This is a genomic window from Pedobacter sp. (assembly GCF_965249885.1).
In the GTDB taxonomy this organism is placed as follows: domain Bacteria; phylum Bacteroidota; class Bacteroidia; order Sphingobacteriales; family Sphingobacteriaceae; genus Pedobacter.
On the sequence record NZ_OZ252254.1, the window covers coordinates 3,432,195 to 3,454,333 of the forward strand.

Genomic DNA, 22,139 nt, shown 5'->3' on the forward strand with positions numbered 1-22,139 from the left:
CCTCAATACCTATGAATTTCTTAGAGGGAATAACAAATTATATTGCTGAAACTTATGCGGATAGGTTAAACTATTTTCCGTCTAACGTTAAGACTTCCCTTTTAATTATACTCTTCTGTGTAATTGCCACGCTAGAAATGTATGTTTATATTTCGTTTAGGCGCTTATACCAAGCTAACGAAAAACGGCAACTAGATAGGTGGAATGAGCATGTTTCAAATATGCTTGCCAATTTGATCATATTTGACGAAGCCGATAAAACTGAGGATATTGTAGCTCACTTTTATCCAAAAATGAAGAAAATGCCCTTGCGCAACAAAGTGCTCAACAAGGTCTTAATCTCCGAAATACTCACCTACCATAAAAGTTTTACTGGCCAAATTGGCGAAGTGCTTTCCATTTTGTACCGCAAACTGGGATTGGATAAAAAATCAAAGAAGAAAATTAATAGTCGCAAGAGGGAAGTTAAAATAGAAGGAATCAGAGAAGCTAACGAGATGCGTATTTCTGAAATGGCCTCGGAAATTATTAAATATACTGATGACGAGAATGCTTTACTGCGTATGGAATCGCAGGCGGCATACATTAATTTGTCGGAAAACGATCCCTTCCGTTTTTTAGATCGTGCTCAGGAACGTATTTTAGACTGGCACCAAGTGGTACTATTTGAGATTATCACCAAAAACAAAGCGCTTAAAATTCCCTCTTTCGCCCAATGGCTACGCTCACCAAATGATACGGTAGTTATGCTCTGCTTAAAGCTGATTGAACATTTTATGCAGTTTGAAGCGGCAGAAGAAGTAGAACGACTATTGAAGCACCACAATCCTCGAATTGTTAAAAAATCGGTAGAAATTATAGGGAAATTGGAATTAGCAAGTGCTGAAACCAGTATGTTCGAAATATATTTTGATCAGCCCGAAGACGTTAAATTGGAGATATTAAACTCGCTTGGTAAAATCTCGTCGGGCAATTACGAAAACTTCCTAATATCGCGTATTTATTCTGGTAACGTGAAGATAAAAAAGGAGGCACTTTATGCAATTAAAAGAGATCAGCATGAAGGTGAACAAAAACTTCGGGAGTTATATCAACAAACTACCGTAGAAAACCAAGCACTAATTAATCACGTACTAGATAGCCGCATTAAGCCATAATGGATGAGTTTTTAGCCACATTCGAAACCTTTTTTAATAACGCCGTTTTTTATTATGCGTTATTTGTGATGGGCTCCTACGTAGCGTTGGCACTGTTATCTGCAGTGGAAATGAATGGCTACATGAAAAAAAACAGTTATGTAAGCTATCGAGAAATATTGGTATCGCCACTTGCGCCGCCAGTATCTATTTTAGCGCCAGCATATAACGAAGAAGCCACCATTGTAGAAAATATCAGATCGTTACTCTCATTGCATTATGGCAATTATGAGGTAGTGATTATTAATGATGGCAGCAAGGATGGCACTTTTCAGCGGATGTATGATTTTTACGATTTGGAAAAGGTAGATTTTGCTGTAGATTACCAAATTCCATGTAATGAGATAAGAGGGGTTTATAAATCAAAGCTTCCGTCCTTCGCTAAATTAACAGTAGTTGACAAAGTGAATGGTGGCAAATCGGATGCGCTAAATGCAGGCATAAATGTGTCGTCCAAAAATTTAATATTGTGTATCGATGTGGATTGCATTGTTCAGGAAGACGCAATTTTAAAGCTTGCAAAGCCTTATTTGGAGGAACGGCATATGGTTATTGCTACCGGTGGCGTTGTACGAATTGCCAACTCTTGTAAGGTAGAAGATGGCAAGCTAGTGGAAGTAAATATGCCGAGAAACATTTGGCCGCGATTTCAGGTGCTAGAATATATTAGAGCTTTTTTAATGGGGCGCATGGCTTGGAGTAGGTTGAACGGATTGCTGATTATATCAGGAGCGATGGGGCTTTTTGATAAAAAAATAGTAATAGAGGTGGGAGGGTATGATCATAATACCGTTGGCGAAGATATGGAGCTTGTGGTACGTATGCGTAGATATATGCACGAAAATGACAGAAGGTATGCCGTAGTATATATTCCAGATCCTTTGTGCTGGACTGAAGCACCCGCTGATTTACAAATTTTGGGCCGGCAACGCAACAGATGGACTAGAGGCACGATTGAAACTCTGCTAAAACACAAAGATTTGTTCTTCAACCCTAGATATGGCATATTAGGAATGCTTAGTTATCCCTATTGGCTGTTTTTTGAATGGTTGGCACCTATTATCGAATTTCTTGGACTCTCAATATTTATAATTTTAGCATTAACTGGACACATCAATTGGGAGTTTTCTTCTATTTTGATTTGCATGGTGTACTTCTTTTCAGTGGCATTATCTACCGTTGCCGTTTTATTTGAGGAGATGTCATACCAGCAGTATACTAAAGGTAAAGATTTAATGAAGTTGCTTTTAGCGGCTTTTTTGGAGCCTTTATTCTACCATCCGCTTACAGTATACTGGGCTATTAAGGGGAATATACATAAGTTTACTGGAAAAAATACGTGGGGCGTGATGACGCGTAAAGGTTTCAGTAATATGAAATCATCTAAAGTAACCGATCAAACTAAAACATAGCCATGGAACATACTTTTTTTGAAGCGCCGGAATATCCTGTGCTTGATCGATTTAAAAAATGTGCAGTAATTTTTGTAAAACAAGCCTTAGGTTTATTGGCTGTATTGTTGTTAGTTAGAATAGCGGAAATAGGTTTTGGGAGTCATATGCTGAAACCTAAAGAAAGTTTGATCGTATTAATTATAGAAGGAATTATTTACACCTCTATTTATTTCTTAAAGGCATTGCCCTTTTTGTTTCTAATAGCCTTAATTTGTTTCTTCTCCAACTTCGGAGAAACTACACTTAGGATATGCAACTATGTTGTTTTTTCCCTTTTTTTAAGTTTTGAAATTGTGTTGGCTAAGTACTTTTACAGTGCAAAAATATTATTAGGAAGTGATGTGCTTTCGAGTGCCAACGCCTTATTGCCAAAGCTATTTTCAGTAGATATTTATTGGTTAGCAGCTAATGTTGTGGCCTTAATAATACTTTGGTTTGCTGTCCAGTTTTCAAAGCTAATTGAGTTTGTTGATAGTGTTTATGCGCTTTCTATTATTGCTGTCGGAATTGTTCTGCTATTTTTCGGAATATCGGCGATGCCAAATGATGATGGAACTGAGAACTTTAAAATAAAAGTTTCCAAGTCAGCTTATGTTGTAGATAAGGTTTATTCAGATTTGTTTGATAAAGAGCCAGTAGTAGATATCTACGATCAGAATTATTTCGATTAGTCTTTGATAAACAGATTAAAAAATTAGGGCTGTCTTTTTAGGACAGCCCTTTTTGTAACCTTTTATTTCAAAGTTTTATATAAGCTTAACTCTGTTTCTGTAGGTTTAATTTCGTCAGCTTTTCTGCTGTATTTAATTCGATGTGTGAAATATAAGTCCGCAATATCATCACCGCTTGATTGTAGGAAAATGACATCTGGTTCAGTGTATTTCAATTTGTCATTCCATAACGATAAATAATCATCTACTGAATAACCAATTTTTGCAGCGTTAATTACCTCTTTGTTAGGGAACATCGCTTGTAGTTGTCCAGAACCAGTTTTACTGTTATCCAAAAATGGGAAAAACAATGCTGAGTCGCCAATATAAAGGATGCGTTGCTTAGTTTTAGGGAAAGTCAAGTCATAATCCATCCTTAAACCTTGGCTATTAGTTACCAATTTGTAAGGTAAGTTTTTGCCGCCGTCGGTAATGGTGTTTTGGTTAGGATCTTGATCTCCGAAAACTTTAGGACGCTCAGTGTAAGTCGCTGTTGTTTTTACGTTGTCGTACTTCTTAACATATTTAGCCATTTCGTTGGTTAAAATGCGGGCGCCATTTTCGTTAAAGTGACCGTCAACAGGCATAAATGTAATCTCCTCGGCCTTTTTGTTGGCTATTAGCGGAACAAAATCGATAAAATCCACACCGTTTTCTTTACATAAATTGCTGATGAATTCCTTTCCAATCCGCTGCATTGGAATGGTTGGTTCGGTGGTAATCCAGCAAAATACCAATTTGGCGCCAGTGCCTTTCATTTCTTTTACTAATTGCTCAAAATCAGCTTTGTAACGTTGTTTTAACTCGTCCAATGTTTTTTTAGCAAGATCGTTGTCTGCATAAAGTTCTTCACGAGGAATCTTGTCGTAATCACTAAGATTGATGCCGCTAGATGTAGCATCGCCAGCTTTTTCGCCAGTGCTAACAGCTGAGCTTACCACGCTGTCCTTGTCTTTGCTCTTTTCATAAAAGAAATATCCTAATACTCCTAGTATCAAGACTGCTGTTAAAATTTTTACTGCGTTTTTATTCATGATTTAAAATTGAAAATATAGAAATTCTGTTTGGTTATTTAAGTTCTTTGAAGAGAATATGGTGATTATAATTAGTGCACAAATAGCCCATTTGATATAGTAGGGCCAATTCAGGATTTGTAATGCATAAGGCTTGCTTCGCTGATACCATTCGAAAATGAGTAGGCCAACAATGTAAAGCAGATAAATGGAATTTACCTCGGGCTTGAGCACCCAATCGGCAGTTACTATTTGATTCAAGATGCCGTAAACATGTTCAACGCTAGTGGCTCTGAAAATCAATTGTGTAAAGCTCCAAAATATAAAAACTAAGAGGCCACTTAATATCGAATAAACCACTGGATTGTATTTTTTTGACCAGCTCTTTCTTTTCTTTTTGGTGAGTAGCTCGTAGCCAATAGCAATGCCATGTATAGCGCCCCAAATAATAAAGGTCCAATTGGTGCCGTGCCACAAACCGCTGATGGTAAAACTCACCAGCGCCGCATAAAAAATTCCTATTTTGCCCCAAGCTCTTTTGTTAAATGAAATAGGAGTAAAGAGGTAGTCTTGTATCCAATTGGATAACGACATGTGCCATTTACGCCAAAATTCCGAAACACTGGTGGAGAAAAATGGATAGTTGAAGTTTTGCAGTAGTTCGAATCCCAGCAGTCGAGCGCAGCCAAGGGCAATGTCTGAATAGCCCGAAAAATCACAGTACATTTGAAATGTAAACATGATTACTGCAATAATTAACGTAATGGCATGCAGATCTTGGTAATGGGCGAAGGCGTAATTAACTTGCGTAGCCAGGGTATCGGCAATCACAATTTTTTTGAAGAATCCCCACAACATTTGTAGTAAACCATCTTCCATTTTAACCCAGCTAAACTGGCGTTTGTTGACAAATTGAGGAAGTAAATGGTTTGCCCTTTCAATTGGCCCAGCTACTAACTGCGGGAAAAACGCAATGTGCGCAATGAACTCGAAATAATTATTTGAAGCTGCGTATTTCCGTTGGTATACATCGTAAGTATAGCCTAAAATGTGGAAAGTAAAGAAGCTAATGGCTAAAGGTAAAGCAATGTGTAATGGCGTATAATCTACATTAAAGCCTAAATTTTTAGCGAAGTCAGTAAAGGAGGAAATGAAAAAATTGAAGTATTTGTAATAACACAATATACCAATATGTACCACGATACTTAAGTTCATATAAAGGCGCCGCTTTTTATCACTATCAGTTTCGCTGAGTAATTTGGTTACAAAAAAACCAAAAGTTGAACTGAAAAGCAGTAAAAAACAAAAACGCCAATCCCACCATCCGTAGAAGATATAGCTAGAGACTAGCAACAACATATTTTGCCATTTTCTATTCGCTTTTAGCGCCCAATACAGTATAAAAACTATGGGGAAGAAAATGAAAAAGGAAAATGAAGAAAAAAGCATTACTTAGTTTTTTCGATAATTAGATTTACCAAATCTCCAACGTTTTTTAGGTTTTGGATTTCGGGCAAGGTGAATTTGAAACCATACTTTTTTTCCACTGCATAAATAATTTGGATGTGGTTAAGAGAATCCCATCCATCTACATCGTTGGCGGTAGTTTCTAGCGTTAGCGATACTTCTCCCTCGTCAATTACCTCGGTGAAAATTTCGTTTAATTCTTCAATAATTTGTAGTTGTGTCTTCATGCTATATTATAGTTTGTATTTGTACTTCAAAAGGTTGATAATTTGTAATATCCAATATCCAGAGTGAATCATTGGTGGTATTTGGTTTAAAACCTAAATCTTGGTAATGATCTTTAACTAAAGCGTTTTTTGGTGTTGGTAAATATTCACCAACAATTTTATCGCAGCCCATCGTTTTTGCAAAATCAACTAAATGATTGAGCGTAAACTTCTCCATTCCCCTTTTCAACACTCGGCAGCTCATGATCCAGTTATCGATAAAAAGTTCTTTCGCCCGTTTTTCCAAAAATAAAGCTGCAATTAGCCCGTAGTCACCATATTTATCTTTCAGTGAAAATGAAATTACCTGGTGATTTGGATTGCTGCTGTAATTGGTTAGCGACTCTTCATCAAAGCGAACCGTTCGAAGATTAAATTGGTTGGATCTTAGCGACAGCTGAGCGATTCTAGGCAAACTGAACGCTGTAATAGGCTCAGCTTTGCAAGCCATAGCTAAGCTCTGCAAAAATGCATCTTCATTTTCGAAATAGGTTTTTGCTTTAACTCTATTGGCTTCTTCTTTATATTGGACGGTACGTTTGTTATCTAACTGTGTAACGTTGGCCGCTTCAAATAAGTTCAGCGAATTGATATAGTTCAAGTATTCAGCTGGATTTTCTGGCAAATCCGGTACGGTAACCAATGGCAAATTTTGTTTCACCATTTCCCGTTCAAATGGGTTGTCGTCCAAAAAAACCATCGAATCAAAGCCTATGTTTAAAATCTCTTGTATTTTTTGGATATTGGTTACTTTATTGTCCCAGTTAGCCATAAAAACAGAAATGTCATCTTCTTTTAAAACCATCTCTTGATGTAATTGAAAGGGTTCTAGCGCAATGTTTTCTGTATTTTTACTTGCAACGCAAAGTATAATTCCTCGGTTTTTAAGCTCTTTTGCCCAATATTGTAGTTTGGTAAATGCTTTGCCAATGCCCAAGCCACCAATTTGTATGTTATTGATGCCATCATCGCCAATAATGCCGCCCCAAGTGGTATTATCCAAATCTAAGATGAGGCATTTTTTCAGATCTCCCAGCCTAACACTAATAATATCAATAACGTTTTTTGCAATTATTGGCAAGAAATCCAACGTAAAATACATGTCGGCTTGTATCAGGAGCTGGTTATCCTTAATAAAATTGATGCCGTATTTACTTTGCTGACTAAGTAAATCCACCAAGTAAAACCCACTAGTTTCAGAAGCTAATTTACCAAGCTCGAAATTTAATTGCCTGCATTGATAAATGAACGATTCAGGGTATTGTGCAGCATAGTTGCCATACACGCCATCATCAACTTCACAAAAGTTGAAGTATAGAATATTAGAGCCCAGTTGTTTGGCGGTGGCAATGTATTCTTTGATGGTTTCGATTTTATTCTCCGCAAATGACGTTCTTTCGCTAGCTGCCGTTTTATAAAAATCGTCTTTTAACTTCGTTTCGGCTTCAAAAATGAGGATGTAATTTGGCTTAAAGTCATGTAAATCGGATATTGGATTTTTAAATTGAAGTGCTATTTGATTATACGGCGCTTCGTAAATGTCCAACTTAATTGCTTTTTCCACCGCATATCCAGCAATTGCCGTACTCAGAAATTGAGTAGCGGTATCGCCTAAAATCGCCAACTTGAGCTGGTGCTTTGGTGAAAAGTCCTTTTTTAAATTTTTTTTGAGCGAGTTGAAGTTCATTTCTGTTTTTTCTTTTCTTCGTTAAGATCTTCTCTATATCTTTTTAAGATGGTTTCAATCATTGGGCGATAAAACTCCCAGAAAAAACTCACCCTCTCTGCGGCTACGTCATTATTGTAAAATAGTTTGCGGAAGTAACTAATGCCTTTAAAATAAGATCCGCCTTGCGAAATTGGATTATCCGCGTAGTCGCCGCAAAAATACAGGAACTTATAATCGTCTTGGTAATGCTCTATTATAGCAGGAAATTGCCTCGGAATATTGTTTTTAGCCAATATTTCTGCACCCTTTTCATTAGGTTGCAAATCGTAAAACGAAATAATTTTATTCGATCTGGAGGTACGGATTACATCAAACCAAAAAGGATATTTCATGCTTTTGGGGATGTTGTATTTTTCACGATTTTTCTTCGTAGTTAAAATATACGGTACTTCTGCATTCAAATCGGTTAGGTATTCCAATACCACTATCTTATCGTCTTTATTCACAAAAGCAATTCCAGACTTTTTAAATGGCCATTTGTTATTGTTCTGAGCTTTGTAATTGCTAACCAACCAGTAAGGTAATTCCTTGTTTTGAAGTGTATCAAATGAATCGAAATATTTACCTACCCATCCCGTCCATTTAATTTTAAAAGTCTGTTCAAAGTCTCGGGCAACATTGGCAGGAGTGGGGGTTGCAAAAGTGTTAAATTCGGTAATAATCAGCTTCTTCTTGCTTTTCATATGTTTAAGGAAAAGCATATCATTTGCCGACAAGCCGCCATAAAGTAGTCGTTGGCGTTCGGTGATATTTTTTGCCAAGTACCATTCTTTAGAATATATGCCATAGGTATCGGTAAAATAGGCCATTTCGGCATCATTACTTAGCTTCTCTAAATTCTCCTTGGTTACATACTCTAGGCCTTTTAAATCAAATTTCTTGTTTTTATTAGGGAAAAAACCAAAATAATCTCTGCCTACCTTATATAAATCGTTCGGTGTTTTACTGTATTTATTGTTTCTTAACACCCAAGTTAATGATGCATGCTCTTGCCCGGTTTTAAATAATACCGTTTTATCGATAATGGCGATAGTTAGCTTTGTTTTAGGCCATACTAACCAGATAAGGAACATCCAAAGTGGAAGGCCAATTACAAAGTAAAAGAGAAGGGTGTTGATGGGGGCTCTTCTCATAGTTAAAATCGTTTATTTACATTTACACTTAAGCCAATTTGATTGCCCCAAGTTTTGGTGGCATACTCTTCATAATACCAAAGTCCCGAAGCTCCAACTGCTAAATTTTTAGCCACATCCCTAGAATAATTCAGGCCAAACTTATAAGATTTTAGGTTTGCTGTCTGGTCAATATTACGAATTCTATCATCAGGCGAAACCCCCGTTCCAATTTGCATACCTATTAAGTTGAAGCGGTCGGAAAAGTAATATCTTACATTTAGCGTATGCGATTGTGAAGGTTGTTGACTAATCAAAGAGATATACGATTGTATATTGATGTACCAATTTTTAATATATTTTCCCAAACCTAACACGGCAATGTAGGATTCTACAGGATTGAAGTTCAAATATCTAAATCCCATCTCTCCATCAAACTTTTTTGGTAGCATAAAATAAATGGAGGCTCCCGCTCTAAACTTCGGGAAAATACTTGATGGAGAGGCACCTACGCCAATGTAAGTGTAAATTTTATCTGATAGCACAGGGTAGGCATCTATTTCGCCTTGTAAACCATTTTTATTGTAGCGGTTACTGTACCACAATCTTCCTGATACATAACCGATTTTCGTGTTTCTACTATAGTCGGCGTAGGCAAATTGCCAAGGATCCGGAAAACGTTTGTCGAAGTAAATGTATTCGTAGCCCGCACTAACCATATTTTTGGTATTGTCTCTTTTAAGCAAATCCAAAAAACCTCTCAGCGTATCTAGTTCTTTATGATCATTATAAAAATTTACTGCTTTCCTATCATCTTTCATCGCAGCTAAAATTTTCGCCTTTTTTACAATTAAATCAGTAGAACTTGGATCGTAAAGTAATCCCTGATTGGCGTGATCCAACGCCCTCCTGAAATTTTGGTTCCAATATTCAAGGTCCACTAATGCAGCATGTGCTTCAATATTTTTGGGCTCTTTGGCCAATACTTGGTTCAGTTCATATCTAGCACTATCTAAATTGTTGTTCCAGGTATAAACTCTTCCTAAAAATATCTTAACATCTGCATAATCAGGGCTTTTCTGCAGCGCAAGCTTTAAAGTGCTGATTATTTTAGGGTAATTTTCTTTTTCCTTAGGGATATTTCTCGCTGCGTTAAAAAGCTCATCGGGGCTTAGGTTGGTGCTTTGTTGTGAGAAAGCGCTATGCGTAGCAATGAGTTGCAACAGAAGGATAAGTACAATATTGGTTAACTTGTTTTTCATTAGATGGATATGTCGATTAGGCATTTCGGTACAAAAGGTTTGCAATAATACTGGTTTTATTGCAGTAATATTCAGTTGATTATATTCTTACAATCTCTAAAAATAATAAGAGTACCTCGTTTTGTAAAATTTTTGATAAAATAATCGTCCATCAAATTGAAAATTAATTTAATTTGGTGCTTTTGTTGCTTTCACAGCAATGTATGTATGTAGTATGTGTTTGAAAAAGAGTTGATTAAATTTACTGATGAGTATTGAAAATAAGATAGATGCGCTAAAGGCTGTGGCTGATGATTTGCCAGTCCCAATTATTGTTCAGTCGGCAGATAATTACGGTGTAGTTTATATGAATAAAATTGGTTTAGAGATATTAGGTGTTGACTTGAATGAGCTGCAAAGCATTGATCCCAGAACCTATGTTGCTCGTTATTTTAATGCCGACGATGACAAAGAGTATTCCGAAAAAATCAAACAAAGAGTAAACGATTTTTCCGAAGATTATACTTCTTACTTTCAGCAAGTTAAGTCTAAAGATGGAGTTTGGAGCTTATACGCCAGCAATACCAAAGTGTTTTTTAAAAATAAAGAAGGTAACGTCACTCACTTGATCACAACTGCAAGCCCTTTGGAGCCCATTCATCACATCACTATTAAAATTAATAGACTGATGGATGACGTCAGGTTTTTGCGTGAAAATGCATCTGTATTCGCTAAACTTTCTGCTAGGGAAAGAGAAGTGTTAAAATTAATGGCTTTAGGGCTTAGTTCAACGGAAATAGCTAACCAATTGTTTATCGCGTTAGCAACAGTCGACACACATCGGCGAAATATCAGAAAGAAACTTTGTCTCAAAAATAATTATGAGGCCGTTAAATTCGCACAGGCATTTAACCTACTTTAATTTTTAATGATATCCTGATATAGAATGTTATAACTTTCTTTAATGATAGATTTAAAACCGTCTGTGCTATTTGGCCCTGTGCCATTGGTAATAATTACGATGCCAAATTTTTCTTTAGGGTCAAAAAACATAGCGCTAAATAAACCGTAGGCTGAGCCTGTATGCCCCACTAATTGCTTTCCGCTGATGAGCTTACTAGTTAGGCTTAATGCTAAGCCATATTGCGCTTCCTGGTTTACAGGTGTTTGCATTAACTTGGAGCTTTTTTTGGAGATGATTTTTACGCCATTCACTTTACCGTAGTGCAAATGCATAGTCATATATTTTGCTAAATCAGCAGCCGAAATCTTCACTCCTCCTGTAGGTGATAAAATGGGAGTGCTATAACCTAACTGGTAAGTAGCCAGTTCTTCTCGGCGTGGTGCATAAGCCGCCGTTGCTAACTTAAATGTCTTATTTTCATACTCATATAGAGATGTGAACTTTTTGCTGTCCATTGAATCAATACAATGGCCGCCGTACAGGTTCAATGGGTTTAAAATGTGCTGTTTAATGTAGCTGTCAAACCGCTGTCCGGTGGTGCGTTCAATTACAGCACCAACCATATTGTAGTTCAAGTTGCAGTATAAGTAAGTTGTTCCAGGCTGTTTGTCGGTATAGCATTTTTCCCAATTGGGATTTTTTGTGGGATTAATGGCATCTAAATTAAAATAACCCTGGCTATCATTGATGCTTGAAGTATGAGAAAGCACCATGCGCAAAGTAATTTTAGTTTCCGGATACTTCGGGTTTTTAATGTCGAAACCTACTAATTTCCCAAACTCATCATCAAGAGAGAGTTTTTTGGCTTCAACCAACTGCATAATGGCAGTTGCTGCAAATGATTTTGAAATGGAAGCAATTCTAAATATATCGTCGTTCCTTAAGTCTGTGTTTTCTTCAATGCTTTTTTTCCCAAACGAATGGTTATAAACCAATTCGCTGCCTTTAATTACCGCAACTGATAAGCCAACTACTTCATTTCTTTGCATCGACTCGATAATTTTTGCTTCAGTTTTTTCTAGCTGGGCATGTCCAGTGATGGAGAAAAATAAAAAAAGGATTAGAAATAGGGATCTCATATTTTTTTGCCTGGTTGAATGCACTAAGTTAAAATTTTATGTACAAACTTTAACAGCGTTTCTTAAAGCCATGCAATTTGCAACGAACTAATTAAAAGATGAAGGTTTCGAAAAATGATATGCGGACTTTGCGTTCTTTGCGAAACCTTAAAATCTTTGCGGTAAAAGCTTTGTAAACCGCCAAGCCGCAAAGTGCGCCAAGTTTCCGTAAAGAGCGAGTTAAGATACAGATCAAAGAGAGATTTGTAGCTTACACTTTAAGGTGAAATTTTCACTGATAATGACTTTTTTAGTGTTGATTTATCATCTTGTTTTAAGTACTTAACGCACTTTTTCCAATAGCTGAAAAATGAGGGGAAATAACCTTTCACTTCATCAAACATCCAGTCTCTTTGATGTTCAATTCCCTGATAATGCTTGCAAGTTGGGTGTTCTTTGAAGTAAATGGGTTGCTTATCTATTAAGCTATTTAACTCCGTAAATTCGCCTACAAAAATTTGAATGCCCTGAATGTTTTCTGCCAATTTCAAGATGAAATTAATGCTTTTTTCGCTTGCCGGATATTCAGCGAAAAAGCTAGGTTCCAATAATAAAACACGATTTGCTTTTACATCTTGCATCCAACTACAATCCAAATTATAAAAGTTGTAAATGCAGGTTGGCAGGTCGTTATTGATTTGTATGCTTGTGGCTTGAGGCAAATTGGTGGAAAACGTAAGTTCCGTTAATTGGAGTAAGTTTACAGGCGTTTCAATATCCTCAAAAGCCTCGTAAGGAACATCCAAAAAAGTATTTTGTTGTTGCGTGTGGCAATACCTGTTGATGTTTTCTTGGTTAGCAAAATATTTCTTGCTGCTGAAACTACCCGCAACCCATTGCCAGCTTAAAGCATTGCTAGCCCAGTCGGCATCCAATAAATGGTAATAAAGCCACTTTGCAGGTAATTTCCAATGACTTTTTGCGATGTTGCAGCAAGCACTCGCCGTATACATCCTTACGTGATTGTGCATATAGCCATATTCGTAAAGCAGCTTAATGGCGTCATCAATGGCGTTAATTCCCGTTGTGTGAGTAGCAATTGCCTCCGAAATTTGGTTGTTGTTCACGTCGGGCTGGCTTTGTTTCAAGTCTTCGTTTATTTCGTTTCCCTTGGCAATCCAAACTTGTTGGAAATAATCTCTCCATGCCAATTCTTTCAAAAAACTTTCAATTTGTTGAGGATGATAACCTTTTTGAAGTACAGTTTTTGCAACCATTTTTGTAGAAATAACTCCTCTCGATATGTAAGGCGAAAGCTTTGTTACGGCACCATCAATATAATTTCTTGTTTTGCCGTAGGCGATGGGATCTATCTTGTCGATTAATTCCAGAACGTCGCTGTAATTGGTGCTGAACATACTATCTTTTACTGATTTTATTGAGAGAAATGTTTCTTTGCAAGCTGCATTTGAATCGGTCAATTTCTGGATTTCTTTTGTGAAGGTGCTTTTGACTCACTCCACTATGCACTCGTTTTCGCCATAAATTAAAGCTGCTTCTTTTAAGCTCTGAACGCATTAATTTGATCACCTCACTTTCTTTAAGGTTAAATTGTGCCTCAATAGCTTCAAAAGGGGTTCTATCTTCCCAAGCCATTTCAATAATTCTATCTTTATTGGCTATACTTAATGCTTCCATTGCTAAGTTAAAACTGATTGGTTTATTTTTGTATTAAATTAGTACAAAAATATTCATTGTTTTGTTTTTAGCTGGCGCTCAATTAAGAAATGACATTTTACTTATGCAATCTGCTTAGTGTTTCTCTCGATACACCCAAATAGTGTGCAATCATGGTTTTGGAAACTCGTTGAAATAGTTGAGGATATTGCTCTAATAAAAGTTCATACTTTTCGTTAGGAGAACTTTTCATCATGGAGAGCACACGTTTTTGTAAGGCAACATAACCGCCAAATGATTTTTTTCCAAAGAACACATTCATTTGAGGTACTTTTTCGCATAGGCTTGCTTTATCTGCCAAGCTCAATTCCAGTACAAAGCAATTTTCCAATGCTTGTACACACATATCGCCGCTTTGTTGTTTGGCATAAGCCGGATAATCTGATACCCACCAATTCTCCATGGCAAACTGTAGGATATGTTCCTTCGCTTTCTCGTCAAACAAGAAAGTTTTTAACAAACCTTCAACCACTAAAAATTCTGAAGTAACTTTTTGGCCAGCTTTGATGAGGTATGACTTTTTATCTACCGTTTTAGGTTTGAAGTGTTGCAGAACAATATCAAATTGCTCATCACTTAATGCTACTATTTGTTGAATATGTTGACGTAAAAAAGAAGCGTGTTCCATTTGGTAAAGTTACAAAATGAAACACGCTTTTAATGTTAAAGTGCTTGCTGCTATTGTTGCAATGCTTTTTTAAGCGCTTCGCCAACTGCTTTAGCCGACTGTGGATTTTGTCCGGTAATTAAGCGGCTATCTTGAGCAACATGATTTTGCCAAGGGGCAGATTTTTCATAAATACCTCCACGTTGTTTCAGCTGATCTTCCAATAGGAACGGAACCACCTGTGTTAGTTTTACTAATTCTTCTTCCTCGTTAGAAAATCCGTTTACTTTTTTTCCGTCAATTAAATACTTCCCATTGCTTAATTTGATGTTTAGTAGCGCTGCTGGCCCATGGCAAACAGCTGCAACGATGCCGTTTTGTTCGTAAATTTTAGTAGCAATGTCGGCTATTTTAGTATTATTGGGCAAATCCCACATGGCACCGTGGCCGCCAGCGTAAAAAATTGCGCTATAATCTGCTGGGTTTATTTGTTCTGGTGTTAAGGTGTGGGTAATTTTCTCGTGGTACTGCTTGTTTTCCCAAAACTTTTTATTGATAGGATCGCTTAGGTCGAAACCATCAACTGGCGGATTACCACCTTTAGGGCTTACGAAGTCAATTTCGTAGCCGGCATCTGCCAAAACTTCCCAAGGATGTGAAACTTCACCTAAATAATAACCTGTTTTTTCGCCAGTATCGCCTTTGGTACCATGGCTGGTTACTACAAATAGAATCTTTTTCATGTTTTTATGATTTTTTTGTTGCGCTTTAGCTGATGTGAAAACGGCTAGCGCTATAATTAATGTTAAACCTAACTTGTTAAAATTGTTTCTCATTTGATTATTACTGAATTGAATGTTACTTTTAAATGTGCTTTATATGCTTTTTCGTAATTGGCTATGCGTTCGGTTGTAGCATTTTTTTCTAAATCATGGAAATGAAAGCCCGGCAGTTTTTCCATTCCGGTAAATGCATTCATCCTGTGAAAACCGAACATTACGCCGTCATCCACACTTGTCTGGTTAAAAAATTCATTGGGCAAGGTAAAGGCGGTTTCCGGAGCATTCCATGTGGTAGTAAGCATATAATGCTTGCCATGTAAGGAACCACCAGTGCCATAATTGACATCAGGGTTTTCAATTTTTCTACCATCGCTGTAATAAATTCCTTTTCGGTGTCCTGCGGTAAAAACAGTATCAATGTACTGCTTAAATTTATAGGGTAGGCCAAACCACCAAACAGGTGTATGGTAAATGATTACATCTGCCCAAACAAATTTTTCTACTTCCTCCAGTAAATCATAAGTTTGGTTGATATCAGTGTATTTCAATTCGAAACCATTTGTTTCGGTAAAGAAATCTTTATCCCAATTGCTAATGGTTTGGTTAAATTTTCCTCCCGAGTGGGCGAAATGCTGACCGCCATTAATTACAAATATCTTTTCCATATACTTTCAAAAATCTGATACAAAATTCTGAAAGAAGCGGGTTTTTCACCTGTGATTTGGGTCACAAAAATAGATTTGTATTTGGTGCTAGCTTATTTGAAATTCCTGCCATCATGAAATGCTTTTTCGCCCATTGTTGCTGGAATGTTTCTGGTTTTTGCTCCGTGCAGTTGTTGCAATAAGCCATTGTAGTTGTGGCAGCGTTGCACCACAATATGCACTACTTCGCCTTCGCGTTGCACTTTTCCTTCTACCATCAATAGCTTGGATCCTAAAATTTCTTTCCTAAAATCATTGAATAATTTTGGATAAACCACCAAATTGGCTACGCCTGTTTCATCCTCGATGGTGATAAAACAAATACCGCTAGCTGTTCCAGGTCTTTGCCTAACTAAAATTAAACCAGCTACTTTTAAGCGTTGTCCATCTTTAAATTGATTGGCATCCTTAGTGCTCAAAATATGCAATGCTTCTAATTGGTTGCGTATAAAACTCACCGGATGTGCTTTTAACGACAAGCCTGTATGAGCATAATCATGCACTACATGTTCTGATTTTGGCATCAAAGGCAATTCAATTTGTGCCTCGTAGCTGCTATTATCGGCTTTGCCCTCAAACAGCGCAATTGGCCTATCGTGTAGTGCACTAATTTGCCAAAGCGCACTTCGCCTATTCATGCCCATGCTTCTAAAGGCATCAGCATCGGCTAGTTTTTCTAAAGTGCTTTGGACAATGCCAATATCTCTCAGCTTTGCTAAACTTTGGTAGCCGCTCTCCCGATGAGCAACCAACAAGTTCATTTCTGGCTCTGACAAACCTTTTGCCTGTCTGAAACCGAGTCTGATAGCATAAAATTCGCCAACTTTATCCTCCAAAATATTATCCCATTCTGAGTAATTTACATCGATAGGCAATACCGTTACGCCATGGTTTTTGGCATCAATTACAATTTGTGCTGGTTGGTAAAATCCCATTGGCATGCTGTTGAGTAGGGCAGCAGCAAATACATCGGGGTAATAACATTTTAAATAGCAAGAAACATAAACCAATAAGGCAAAGCTAGCGGCATGACTTTCGGGGAAACCATAGCCGCCAAAACCTTCAATTTGTTTAAAAAGGCGTAAAGCAAATTCTGGTTCATAACCTCTTTTATGCATGCCATCTAGTAGCTTTTTCTTGAAGTCGGTAACCTTGCCGACTGCTTTAAAAGTCGCCATACTTCTTCTCAGTTCATCAGCCTCTGTAGGTGTAAAGCCGGCGGCAACAATGGCTACTTCCATGGCCTGCTCCTGAAAAAGCGGTACACCATAGGTTTTTCCCAAAATATCTTTCAATTCATCCTTAGGGAAATAAGGTGTCTCTTCGCCGTTTCTTCTTTTCAAATAAGGATGCACCATGTTGCCCTGTATAGGTCCGGGACGTACAATGGCTACTTCAATTACTAAATCGTAAAACTTCATTGGTTTTAGCCTAGGCAGCATTGACATTTGCGCCCTGCTTTCAATTTGGAAAACACCTAGAGTATCAGCTCTGCTAATCATTTGATAAACCTCATTCCCTTCTCTGTGTGGTACATTGTGTAAATTATAATCTTTATGATAGTGCTTTTTGGTTAAAGCAAATGCTTTGCGTATGCAAGTGAGCATGCCCAAGGCCAATACATCCACCTTTAAAAAGCCCAATGCTTCAATATCGTCCTTGTTCCACTCAATGCAAGTACGGTTTTCCATGCGGGCGTTAAGGGTAGGGCATAGGTCGGTAAGTTTGCCCTGAGTAATAATGAAACCACCGGTATGCTGACCCAACTGTCTAGGGAAACCAACCATTTGCATCGTAAGTTCCAAGGTTTTTTTTAGCAGCGGATCATCAGGGTTAAGTCCGTAAGCAATCAGCCGATCACGGTCAAAGCCATCTTCGTAATGGCTGCTTACTGTGGCGGATAAAATATTCAAAGTATCTACCGATAAGCCCATGGCCTTGCCCACATCACGTACTGCGCCTTTGCTGTGCAGTTGGGTTACGGTGGCTACAATGGCTGCTCTGTCCCGTCCGTACTTGTCATAAATGTACTGCATCACCTCTTCCCGGCGTTCGTGTTCAAAATCCACATCAATGTCAGGGGGCTCATTACGGGCGTCAGACATGAAACGGGCAAAAAGCAAGTTGATTTCCATCGGATCTACCGAGGTAATGCCCAAGCAATAGCAAATTACCGAATTGGCCGCAGAGCCTCTGCCTTGGCATAAAATATCACGACTACGAGCAAAACGAACAAAATCATGAACGGTTAAAAAGTAGGAAGCATAATTTTTCCGACCTACAAAATCTAACTCGTAGTTAAGGCTATTGGTTACTTTTTCAGGAATGCCATCGGGGAATTTTTCCTTAGCGCCTAGCCAAGTTAAGTGAATCAATTCTTCCTGTGGTGTTCTACCTTCGCTGGTCAGTTCTTCTGGATATACATACTTTAATTCATCTAACGAAAATTGGCATTTTTCAGCAATACTGATGGCATTTTCAATGGCTTGAGGATACAGCCTAAACAGCCGGTGCATTTCCTCAATAGGCTTAAGGTGGCGTTCGGCATTTTCATGCAACTTATAGCCAGCAGTATAAATAGTGCATTTTTCTCTCACACAAGTGAGGATATCTTGCAACTGCCTGCGTTCTTTTTCGTGGTAATGCACATTGTTGGTTGCCACCAAAGGGATTTGCAGTTGATTGCTTAGCTGTGCTAATTGATGCATGCGTTTTTGGTCCAGGCCGGTATAGGTTCGGTTAATAGCGAGGTGCAAGTTTGCCTTTAAAACCTGTTTGTAGTGTTGTAGATGTGTTTTAAAATCGGCTTCGAAATCAAAGTTGGGTGTTAGCTTTTTGGGAGCTATCGCGATAAATAGGATGTTTTCTTGATGTGCCCAAACATCTTCCTGATATAAGTGGCATTTCCCTTTTTCAGCCCTGCTATTACCTAAGCTTAGCAAAGCCGATAAATTACTGTAGCCATTTTTATTGATGGGGTAAGCTAAAAGCGATGGTCCATCCAACAGGTCAAGTCGGCAGGCCGGAATTAGCTTGATGTTAGGATATTTTCTAGCTACAACATGTGCTCTTACAATGCCTGCCAACGTATTTCTATCTGTAATTGCAATTTTGGTATAGCCTAATTGTGCCGCTTTCTGTACCAGTTCTTCTGGATGCGAGGCTCCTCTTAAAAAGCTGAAATTGCTGGTGACCTGTAATTCTGTATAAAGCATAGGTTTAAGCAAAAAATCCGTGAATAAACCATTGTGCAGGCACTTTGCTATCGTAATGACCTAACCTAAATAACCAATAGCGCTGGCCTTTTTCATCTTCTACGCAGTAATAATCCCTATGTTTACCATCGTTAATCCACCATTCTTGTTCAATGCGCTCAGGTCCATCAGCTTTAATAATACGATGTATTTGCCCTTTGTAGGTAAAGTTCATAGGCGGATAATCAGGAATGGGAGCTGTAACCTTTATAGTTTCAGGCTGATTTAATAGTACCGTTGGCCTGGGTTTGTGTGTGGGCCAGTCGGTTTGCGGTTGTATTGTCAAATCGGTTACTGCTTTGATGCTATTTTCTGGCCAATGCTGTTCTTGAGGTAAATATCGCCTTATGGCATTTTTGCCAGCTTTAATGCTGATCCTGTCAAGCAATTCAGCAATTTCTGTGAAATTGGTTTGGGTGTTGGTATGCCATAGCGCTTCTTGATGTTGGGTTAAATGCTCTACTTTTAAAATCTCCAATATAAAAAGCTCGATGCCCAAATCAGGTTCAATTTGCTTAATCTTAAGTTCGAATAATTTAAAAAGATGCTTGATATGGATGGATGGCTGGTTAGTGCCAATTTTAATTTGCTGTAATTTGCCATCAAGGCGATAGGCGTTTAGGGTGGCATTTCGTATTCCTAAACCTTCTTGCTTTAAACGTTCGCAAATGATTTCCAGCAAATTTTCAATGGCAATTTCAATTCCTTTAGCGGTTTGTATGGGTTCTAGGCATTGCAGTCTTTCCCTATATGGATTGGGCTCTTCAATAGCATTAAAAGCTTCTTGTTGTTGTCCCATTGCTTGCCCCATACGCAGGTTAAGCTCGTCTCCAAATCGCCTACGTAATGTGGTGGGGGCTATGTGTGCAAAACTAGCAATGTGGTGAAAACCCAATTTTGATAGGCGCTGTAAAATGGGATCTTGCAAGCGCAAAGCCATAGGAGGTAAGTTGAGTAAGGCTTGCATTTGTTGCCCGGGTGCTGCAATTTGCTGTGTACTAAAATGTGAAAGTGCCCAAGCGGCACCAATCGTATCAGCAATAGCGATGTGGAAATGGTACTCTTTTTCCAGTCGCGAGCTAATTTCCTTTAAATACGATGCTTCGTTTTTCCATAAATGTGTGCATCCCGAAACATCCAAAAATAAACCATCTGGTTCATCTAAAGCTACGCTTGGACTATACCTGATAAACCACTCTGCAAGTTTTTTTAGTAGTTTTTGCTGACGCTGAGGCTGGAATTTAAAAGCTTGTAGTGCTGGAAATGTAATCCGGGCATCAGCTAAGGGCATGTTTGGTCGTAAGCCTAATTTTTTAGCTTCGTGACTTACATTTACAATCATTTGCTTGTTGCGTTCGTGCGCCACTAAAGCATAGGCTTGTGTTTTCAACTCCTTTTGCTTAATTGCCATTTGATCGCAAACCAAATGTGGAAACCATATAGAAACATATCGCTTTTTCATGAACCAATAGCTTGTGATAAAAATGGTGCTGATTTATCTTGCTCGTTAACATAAAACTGCTGGTTGCGCCAAGCTACTGTAAAATTTGCAGTGCTACCGTTGCGTACTTTTAGCAGCTCTACTTGCCAGTTAGCAAAACCTACTCCTGGAATATTTTCTGTGTTTTCACTTGCCTGTGGTGTAATTTTCCAACGGGCAGCACAAGCGGTGGCGGTAATATTTTCAGGTTGTGTTCGTAAAATAAAACCCGTTACCTTGCTTTTTTCAACGGTGAGTTGCAAGCGTTGAGATTGTGCAAAATTAATTCCTTCTACTTCGCTAATTACGCCGCTTAAGCTTTTGCATTTCAAAGCTTCTTCAGTAGCCCATAAAATATCTTTAGGCTTAGCTAAGTTGATAAAGATGATATGGTGTGGAGATGTACCAAAGAAAGTAAGTGCGGGGGCGAACAATTTTTTTTGCTTGCCAATCCATATATAAATACCTTGCTGTGGATGAAGTTTGGATAGCAGTCCAAAAATAAAAGCACTGGTGCAGGCCGTATTTTCTGGTTGTTCACTTATAAATTCATGTATGGTTCCAGTTGGGAAAACCTGATTGGGAAAATGTTTTTCGATAGGGGAGAAGCCTATTTTTGATTGCTCATGCTTAGTGTTGGTTTTAAAGCCTTCCAAATCCAAAATTTGGCGCTGCAGGCGTTGTATAATGAGTTTTTGGGCAGGATTATTCATGATTTAAATACTAAAATATTTAGTAAAATTAGTAAAAATTTTAGTATTTAGAACTTTTGTCCGTTGATTTTTTAATTTGATATCAATCTTAAAAGCTAAGAATGAATTTAGGATGGTATAAGTAGCTGCTATTAAACAGAACTAAACTTTCGTCATAATATCTTCAAAATATTCAGAACAATTTCAAAACCTCGCTGTTTAGATATTAAAATCAGATCAATTAACAATTTACTTACTTAAACATCAAAGGTTATGGGAAATTTATTATACGTAATTGCAGTGATATTAGTAATCATTTGGGCAATTAGTTTCTTAGGAGGTTATTACACTGGCGGTATTATTCACGCTTTACTTGTAATTGCAATTGTGGCTATCTTATTAAGAGTAATTAGAGGGGCCGCTTAGAAGGAAAATTTGTAGTTAGTTAATAAATGGAGCTCGATAGGTTTAGGTCACCTATCGGGCTTTTTTATATTTGTGGGATGCCTGCTCAACACTGGCTATTTTCTGAGAAACTGTTTAAATTTCAGTTAAACTTTTTTACTTGTCAGTCTGAGCTTGTCGAAGACTACTTGTTAAAAAATGTTTCGATAAGCTCAACATGACACCTGTATGTTAATCAACAGAAATTTAAACAGTTTCTGATTATTTT

Annotated in this window: 20 protein-coding genes; 5 read left to right on the top strand and 15 right to left on the bottom strand. The window is 37.8% G+C overall.

Going from position 1 to position 22,139, the window contains the following annotated elements; translation table 11 throughout:
• Nucleotides 1-11: 11 nt before the first annotated feature.
• The 3 genes from ACY2A0_RS14625 to ACY2A0_RS14635 are packed head-to-tail and all read left to right on the top strand — an operon-like array spanning nucleotide 12 to nucleotide 3,321.
• Complete coding sequence (locus ACY2A0_RS14625) at nucleotides 12-1,157, top strand: HEAT repeat domain-containing protein (protein ID WP_461791588.1); 1,146 nt, start codon at nucleotides 12-14, stop codon at nucleotides 1,155-1,157.
• Nucleotides 1,157-2,608 (top strand): glycosyltransferase family 2 protein, encoded by a 1,452-nt coding sequence (locus ACY2A0_RS14630; protein ID WP_461790212.1) that lies wholly within the window; start codon nucleotides 1,157-1,159, stop codon nucleotides 2,606-2,608. The genes ACY2A0_RS14625 and ACY2A0_RS14630 overlap by 1 nt, the downstream gene beginning before the upstream one ends.
• 2 nt (nucleotides 2,609-2,610) lie before the next feature.
• A complete protein-coding gene (locus ACY2A0_RS14635) occupies nucleotides 2,611-3,321 on the top strand; it encodes a hypothetical protein (protein WP_461790213.1) in 711 nt (236 codons plus the stop codon).
• Nucleotides 3,322-3,383: 62 nt separating this feature from the next.
• On the opposite strand, the gene ACY2A0_RS14640 is transcribed toward ACY2A0_RS14635, so the two are convergent.
• From ACY2A0_RS14640 to ACY2A0_RS14665, 6 genes are all read right to left on the bottom strand, one after another.
• Entirely contained in the window at nucleotides 3,384-4,394 is a 1,011-nt protein-coding gene (locus ACY2A0_RS14640; protein WP_461790214.1) for a hypothetical protein, read from the bottom strand.
• Between the two features lie 3 nt (nucleotides 4,395-4,397).
• Nucleotides 4,398-5,588: an MBOAT family O-acyltransferase gene (locus ACY2A0_RS14645; RefSeq protein ID WP_461790215.1), complete on the bottom strand. Its 1,191-nt coding sequence runs from the start codon at nucleotides 5,586-5,588 to the stop codon at nucleotides 4,398-4,400.
• A gap of 233 nt (nucleotides 5,589-5,821) precedes the next feature.
• A complete protein-coding gene (locus ACY2A0_RS14650; RefSeq protein ID WP_461790216.1) occupies nucleotides 5,822-6,067 on the bottom strand; it encodes an acyl carrier protein in 246 nt (81 codons plus the stop codon).
• Nucleotide 6,068: 1 nt separating this feature from the next.
• Entirely contained in the window at nucleotides 6,069-7,793 is a 1,725-nt protein-coding gene (locus ACY2A0_RS14655) for an HAD-IIIC family phosphatase (RefSeq protein WP_461790217.1), read from the bottom strand.
• Nucleotides 7,790-8,968 (bottom strand): hypothetical protein, encoded by a 1,179-nt coding sequence (locus tag ACY2A0_RS14660; protein WP_461790218.1) that lies wholly within the window; start codon nucleotides 8,966-8,968, stop codon nucleotides 7,790-7,792. The genes ACY2A0_RS14655 and ACY2A0_RS14660 overlap by 4 nt, the downstream gene beginning before the upstream one ends.
• Nucleotides 8,969-8,970: 2 nt before the next feature.
• Entirely contained in the window at nucleotides 8,971-10,209 is a 1,239-nt protein-coding gene (locus ACY2A0_RS14665; RefSeq protein ID WP_461790219.1) for a YaiO family outer membrane beta-barrel protein, read from the bottom strand.
• A 247-nt stretch (nucleotides 10,210-10,456) separates the two neighbouring features.
• On the opposite strand from ACY2A0_RS14665, the gene ACY2A0_RS14670 reads away from it, so the two are divergent.
• The gene (locus tag ACY2A0_RS14670) at nucleotides 10,457-11,110 is read left to right on the top strand and encodes a response regulator transcription factor (protein ID WP_461790220.1); all 654 of its coding nucleotides are present in this window, start codon (nucleotides 10,457-10,459) and stop codon (nucleotides 11,108-11,110) included.
• On the opposite strand, the gene ACY2A0_RS14675 is transcribed toward ACY2A0_RS14670, so the two are convergent.
• The 9 genes from ACY2A0_RS14675 to ACY2A0_RS14715 all read right to left on the bottom strand — a co-directional run bounded on the left by ACY2A0_RS14675 (nucleotide 11,107) and on the right by ACY2A0_RS14715 (nucleotide 21,487).
• On the bottom strand, nucleotides 11,107-12,231 hold the full coding sequence (locus ACY2A0_RS14675; protein WP_461790221.1) for a serine hydrolase domain-containing protein: 1,125 nt from the start codon (nucleotides 12,229-12,231) through the stop codon (nucleotides 11,107-11,109). The genes ACY2A0_RS14670 and ACY2A0_RS14675 overlap by 4 nt on opposite strands.
• A 257-nt stretch (nucleotides 12,232-12,488) precedes the next feature.
• On the bottom strand, nucleotides 12,489-13,628 hold the full coding sequence (locus ACY2A0_RS14680) for an FAD-binding domain-containing protein (protein WP_461790222.1): 1,140 nt from the start codon (nucleotides 13,626-13,628) through the stop codon (nucleotides 12,489-12,491).
• A 1-nt stretch (nucleotide 13,629) separates the two neighbouring features.
• On the bottom strand, nucleotides 13,630-13,908 hold the full coding sequence (locus tag ACY2A0_RS14685; protein WP_461790223.1) for a TIGR03643 family protein: 279 nt from the start codon (nucleotides 13,906-13,908) through the stop codon (nucleotides 13,630-13,632).
• Between the two features lie 97 nt (nucleotides 13,909-14,005).
• On the bottom strand, nucleotides 14,006-14,575 hold the full coding sequence (locus tag ACY2A0_RS14690; RefSeq protein ID WP_461790224.1) for a Crp/Fnr family transcriptional regulator: 570 nt from the start codon (nucleotides 14,573-14,575) through the stop codon (nucleotides 14,006-14,008).
• Between the two features lie 50 nt (nucleotides 14,576-14,625).
• Nucleotides 14,626-15,297: a type 1 glutamine amidotransferase domain-containing protein gene (locus tag ACY2A0_RS14695; protein WP_461790225.1), complete on the bottom strand. Its 672-nt coding sequence runs from the start codon at nucleotides 15,295-15,297 to the stop codon at nucleotides 14,626-14,628.
• Nucleotides 15,298-15,386: 89 nt separating this feature from the next.
• The gene (locus tag ACY2A0_RS14700) at nucleotides 15,387-16,001 is read right to left on the bottom strand and encodes an NAD(P)H-dependent oxidoreductase (RefSeq protein WP_461790226.1); all 615 of its coding nucleotides are present in this window, start codon (nucleotides 15,999-16,001) and stop codon (nucleotides 15,387-15,389) included.
• A 92-nt stretch (nucleotides 16,002-16,093) separates the two neighbouring features.
• Nucleotides 16,094-19,255: an error-prone DNA polymerase gene (locus ACY2A0_RS14705; protein WP_461790227.1), complete on the bottom strand. Its 3,162-nt coding sequence runs from the start codon at nucleotides 19,253-19,255 to the stop codon at nucleotides 16,094-16,096.
• A gap of 4 nt (nucleotides 19,256-19,259) precedes the next feature.
• The gene (locus tag ACY2A0_RS14710; RefSeq protein WP_461790228.1) at nucleotides 19,260-20,756 is read right to left on the bottom strand and encodes a Y-family DNA polymerase; all 1,497 of its coding nucleotides are present in this window, start codon (nucleotides 20,754-20,756) and stop codon (nucleotides 19,260-19,262) included.
• Nucleotides 20,753-21,487 (bottom strand): ImuA family protein, encoded by a 735-nt coding sequence (locus tag ACY2A0_RS14715; protein WP_461790229.1) that lies wholly within the window; start codon nucleotides 21,485-21,487, stop codon nucleotides 20,753-20,755. The genes ACY2A0_RS14710 and ACY2A0_RS14715 overlap by 4 nt, the downstream gene beginning before the upstream one ends.
• Before the next feature lie 252 nt (nucleotides 21,488-21,739).
• Here ACY2A0_RS14715 and ACY2A0_RS14720 point away from each other — a divergent pair, with 252 nt between their 5' ends.
• The gene (locus ACY2A0_RS14720) at nucleotides 21,740-21,892 is read left to right on the top strand and encodes a lmo0937 family membrane protein (protein ID WP_113635858.1); all 153 of its coding nucleotides are present in this window, start codon (nucleotides 21,740-21,742) and stop codon (nucleotides 21,890-21,892) included.
• Nucleotides 21,893-22,139 lie beyond the last annotated feature (247 nt).